1 protein-coding gene is annotated in these 584 nt (G+C 67.3%); it reads right to left on the reverse strand.

Annotated features, from left to right (window positions below; translation table 11 throughout):
* Positions 1-545 (reverse strand): AMP-binding protein (locus tag FJV41_RS49705; protein ID WP_246137917.1); only part of this gene is annotated, 545 nt, incomplete at its 3' end.
* Between the last annotated feature and the right edge of the window lie 39 nt (positions 546-584).

The raw sequence follows: 584 nt of genomic DNA on the forward strand, positions 1-584 counted from the left end.
GCGACGAAGGGGAGGAAGAGTCGCTCCACCTGCTGGCGGTGCATGAAGTCGAGCAGGGCGGGGATGTCCTGGCGGAGTCCCCCGGTGGGCAGGACGACGTGGGCGCCGACCCACCAGGAAGCGAAGAGCTCTTGAATCGAGACGTCGAAGTTGAGGGAGGCGAACTGGAGGGTGACAGCGCGAGGGTTGGGGGACTGACGAATCTGCCAGGCGAGGAGGAAGCTGAGGGCACGGTGGGGCATGACAATGCCCTTGGGGATACCCGTGGAGCCGGAAGTGTAGATGACGTAGGCGATGTCCTCTGTGGAGACGAGGACGCCCGTGGCCTGTGAGGACTGGCGGGAGATGACGTCGGCTTCGGAGTCGACGAGGACGAAGCGCGCACTGGTGCTCGCGGGAAGGACGGAGGCGAGCAGGGAGTGGGTGAGGACGACGGGGGCGCGAGTGTCCGCGAGCATGAAGGCGAGGCGCTCGGGGGGGTAGTTGGGGTCGAGAGCGACGTAGAAGGCGCCGGCCTTGAGGGTGGCGAGGACGGCGACGGCCATGTCGAGGGACTTGTCGAGGCAGATGCCGACGGCGCCGCC

This window comes from Myxococcus llanfairpwllgwyngyllgogerychwyrndrobwllllantysiliogogogochensis (assembly GCF_006636215.1).
GTDB lineage: Bacteria > Myxococcota > Myxococcia > Myxococcales > Myxococcaceae > Myxococcus > Myxococcus llanfairpwllgwyngyllgogerychwyrndrobwllllantysiliogogogochensis.